This window comes from Cellvibrio sp., assembly GCF_053579595.1.
Genome location: NZ_JBRFPI010000397.1, coordinates 1 through 3,920, shown reverse-complemented (window position 1 = coordinate 3,920; position 3,920 = coordinate 1). Strand labels below are relative to the sequence as shown.

General features: G+C 44.9%; 4 protein-coding genes and 1 pseudogene. All 5 read left to right on the top strand.

Annotated features, from left to right (window positions below; all coding sequences use genetic code 11):
- The first annotated feature begins 139 nt into the window (after nt 1-139).
- Nucleotides 140-1,558, top strand: a complete 1,419-nt coding sequence (cysN, locus tag ACWA6V_RS18445; RefSeq protein ID WP_449523865.1) for a sulfate adenylyltransferase subunit CysN — start codon at nt 140-142, stop codon at nt 1,556-1,558.
- Between the two features lie 191 nt (nt 1,559-1,749).
- Nucleotides 1,750-2,067 (top strand): ComEA family DNA-binding protein, encoded by a 318-nt coding sequence (locus ACWA6V_RS18440; protein WP_449523864.1) that lies wholly within the window; start codon nt 1,750-1,752, stop codon nt 2,065-2,067.
- A gap of 110 nt (nt 2,068-2,177) precedes the next feature.
- Nucleotides 2,178-2,879, top strand: coding sequence for an orotidine-5'-phosphate decarboxylase (gene pyrF, locus ACWA6V_RS18435; RefSeq protein ID WP_449523863.1), 702 nt, complete (start codon nt 2,178-2,180; stop codon nt 2,877-2,879).
- 36 nt (nt 2,880-2,915) lie between these two features.
- Entirely contained in the window at nt 2,916-3,587 is a 672-nt protein-coding gene (gene cmk / locus ACWA6V_RS18430) for a (d)CMP kinase (RefSeq protein ID WP_449523862.1), read from the top strand.
- A gap of 139 nt (nt 3,588-3,726) precedes the next feature.
- A pseudogene (locus ACWA6V_RS18425) lies at nt 3,727-3,920 on the top strand (phosphomannomutase CpsG); the annotation flags it as partial.

Sequence of the window (3,920 nt, the reverse complement as noted above, 5' to 3'; positions counted from 1 at the left end):
GCCGGAGGCATCTCTTTTATCGATCATGATAGTTCGGGTTCAATGGAAAAGAAAAAGCAAGAAGGCTATTTCTAGTTTTTCCATCAGTCGTTTTTGACAAAAATATTTATTACATCTTACTGATTGCAAAGAGACCTTTATGAGTCATCAGTCCGAATTAATTGCACAGGATATCAATGCATATCTCGCGCAACATGAACAAAAAGAATTGCTGCGTTTTTTAACCTGCGGCAGTGTGGATGATGGAAAAAGCACCCTGATTGGTCGCTTGTTGCACGACTCCAAAATGATTTATGAAGATCAATTGGATGCAATACGTTCCGACAGTGTCAAGCACGGTACAACTGGTGAAAAAATTGATCTGGCGTTGTTAGTGGATGGTTTGCAAGCAGAGCGCGAGCAGGGCATTACTATCGATGTTGCATATCGTTATTTTTCTACTGCAAAACGCAAATTTATTATCGCGGATACTCCGGGGCACGAACAGTACACGCGCAATATGGCAACGGGTGCATCGACTTGCGATCTTGCCATTATTTTGATCGATGCACGCTACGGTGTAGTGACGCAAACTCGTCGCCACAGTTACATAGCTTCGCTGCTAGGCATTAAGCATATTGTTGTCGCCGTAAACAAAATGGACTTGTTGAATTTCGATCAGGCTGTGTTTGAAAAAATCAAACAGGATTATTTTGATTTCTCCGCAAAGCTTGGGATGAAGAATGTGATATTTGTACCTATCTCAGCACTGGATGGCGATAACGTCGTCAATCGTTCTGAGAGATCGCCCTGGTATCAAGGTCAGACCTTGATGGAAATTTTTGAAACTGTACCTATCTCGGGCGATAAAAATTACTCGGATTTCCGCTTCCCAGTGCAATATGTAAATCGCCCGAATCTCGATTTCCGCGGCTTCTGCGGCAATATTGCTTCAGGTGTAGTAAAAGTTGGTGATGAAGTGCGTGTATTGCCTTCTGGCAAGACAAGCTATGTAAAGTCTATCGTGACTTACGATGGAGAGCTGCCAGAAGCCTTTACTGGTCAGGCGGTAACACTGACACTCACAACCGAAGTTGATGTAAGTCGTGGGGATATGCTGGTGTTGGCAAAAGATTCTGTGCCCCAGTCCAACCATCTTAAAGCACATATTGTATGGATGGCAGAAAAAACTACGCAGGCCAATTCAGAATACTTGTTTAAGTTTGCCAGTAAGCTGGTGAGCGGTGTCGTTGAAGCAATCGATTATCGTATTGATGTGAATACACAGGAGCATTCAATAGTTAATCAGTTACAGTTAAATGATATTGCTGTTGTAGATATTTTATTGACCCAACCCGTCGTTGCCGACCACTACAGTAATAATCGCGCTACTGGTGCATTTATTGTGATTGATCGCCTAACGAATATCACTGTGGGGGCAGGCATGGTAATTGAACAGTTAGCGACAAAATCCACTACAGCAACGAATTACAGTGAGTTTGAGCTGGAGTTGAATGCGCTTATTCGAAAACACTTCCCTCATTGGAATGCTACTGATTTACACAAGCTGCTTAAGTGATAAATAAAGCATCCCTCGAAAAGCCCTGATGAGAATCAGGGCTTTTTTTTGCCTATTTTTTGTGAGAAATCTCGCACATTAGTTATGGTCATTGTCTGCTTTTTAATGCATCGCAAGATTAATATTCTGTATCCACGCGCACTGAATGGAAGGTCGCGTATTTTCGATATCAATTAATAAGGAGTTTTTATATGAAGTTTATTCTTTCTCTTGCTTCTATCATTATTTTATCTTTTGGTACTTCTTCATTGGCATTTGCAGCTGAAGCTCCTGCGGCTAAAGCTCCAGTAGCAAAAGTAGAGGCGGTGACAACCCAAGAAGCAATTAACATCAATACTGCTGACGTGCAGGAACTAACCAAGCTAAAAGGAATTGGGGTGAAGAAAGCAGAAGCTATCGTTGCGTGGCGCGAGGAGAACGGCAACTTCAAAACTGTAGACCAATTGCTGGAGGTTAAGGGTATTGGGGAGGCAACTCTTGCTCAAAATCACGAAAATATTCGTATTTAGGTATTTGATGGCGCCCAGCGGGCGTTAACGAATGAATTTTGCGTCGATTTTTGTTTTAATGAGAGCCCAAGTCTAGTGACTCGGGCTCTTCTTTTTTGTGAGGTCAACAAATGTCCACTCTGGATCCGCGCATTGTTGTTGCAATGGATTTTGACAATGCTGATCAATGTCTTGCCATGGCAAAACGATTATCTCCACTGGATTGCCGCTTGAAAGTAGGTAAAGAGCTTTTTACTGCGTGCGGGCCAAAAATAGTTGAACAATTAATGGCGTCGGGTTTTGAGATTTTTCTCGACCTTAAATTCCATGACATTCCCACCACTACCAGCAAAGCTGTTAAAGCCGCCGCTGAGCTTGGGGTATGGATGGTCAATGTACACGCGTCCGGCGGAGAGCGCATGATGGTTGCGGCGCGTGAGATATTGGAACGGCGTTCGGGTAAGCCACCGTTGTTGATTGCAGTCACAGTGCTGACCAGTATGGAGGCAAGTGATTTATCCGGGGTGGGAATTTTGTGCAGCCCCGAAGAACAAGTTATGAGGTTAGCTCGCCTGACCCACAGTTGTGGCCTTGATGGAATTGTTTGTTCGGCTCAGGAGGCGACCTTAATGCGTACCCAGTTTGGGAAGGATTTTTGCCTTGTTACACCAGGTATTCGCCTGGATACATCACCCGTTGATGATCAGCGACGCACCTTGACACCCGCTGCTGCACTTGTCGCCGGGAGTAGTTATTTAGTTATTGGCCGACCGATTACCCAGTCCCCTGATCCGGCTGAGACTTGCAAGTCTATTATTCAAACCCTGCTCTAATGCTTTACGCTGTTATTAAGGAATGTGGTGCGCGCTATGAATATTTCTGCCCCTATTGTTATCACTATTGATGGGCCAAGCGGCTCCGGCAAAGGCACTCTCAGCCAGATGCTCGCTCGCCATTTGGGATATCATTTGCTGGATAGTGGTGCGCTTTATCGGTTGGTTGCACTGGCAGCGATGAAAAAAGGCACTGATTTAAGCAGCGAAGATGCAGTAAGTCAGGTGGCAGCAACGCTGGACGTGATATTTAGTCTTGAAAGTGACAACTCGGCGCAGATTTTGCTGGAGGGAGTGAGGGTGACTGATGCAATTCGTCAAGAGGCAGTAAGCATGGCTGCTTCAAAAGTGGCAGCCTACCCTGGAGTAAGAGCGGCGTTACTTGAGCGTCAGCGTGCCTTTGCGGTTGCGCCAGGATTGATCGCTGACGGCCGCGACATGGGGACTACAGTATTTCCAACCGCTAATGCGAAACTATTTTTGACCGCAAGTGCGGAGGCTCGTGCAGAACGTCGCTACAAGCAGTTACGCACAAAAGGAGAGGTTGTTGATATGGCCGATTTAGTCCGAGATATACGCGAGAGGGATGAGCGCGATTCCAATCGTGCAATTTCCCCACTTAAACCCGCGGGGGATGCGGTAATTATTGATAGCACCGCCATGACCATTGATGAAGTTTTTACAAAAATGCTGGCAGCAATTACATGATTACTTCTTTCTCCCAATCTGTGTCAATAAACGGTAAGAATGCTCAACTAGTTTGCACTCGATATTCTCTTCATAACAATATTTTCAACATGACAGCATCGGACTCCAAGATATCCTCCATTCAAGATGAGATTAGAATATGACCTTGACTTGCTTTAAAGCCTACGATATTCGCGGAAAATTGGGTGACGAGCTCAATGAAGATATTGTCTATCGTATTGGTCGTGCTTATGCGCAGTTTCTAAAGCCTAAAAGTGTAGTTGTGGGTGGCGACGTACGCCTGACAAGCAAAACATTGAAGAATGCATTGAGTAATGGTTTGCGCGACGAAGG

What these genes read in the sequence shown, in the direction of transcription:
- cysN (WP_449523865.1), top strand. Translation starts at nt 140, where the DNA reads ATGAGTCATCAGTCCGAATTAATTGCACAGGATATCAATGCATATCTC.
- ACWA6V_RS18440 (WP_449523864.1), top strand. Translation starts at nt 1,750, where the DNA reads ATGAAGTTTATTCTTTCTCTTGCTTCTATCATTATTTTATCTTTTGGT.
- cmk (WP_449523862.1), top strand. Translation starts at nt 2,916, where the DNA reads ATGAATATTTCTGCCCCTATTGTTATCACTATTGATGGGCCAAGCGGC.
- pyrF (WP_449523863.1), top strand. Translation starts at nt 2,178, where the DNA reads ATGTCCACTCTGGATCCGCGCATTGTTGTTGCAATGGATTTTGACAAT.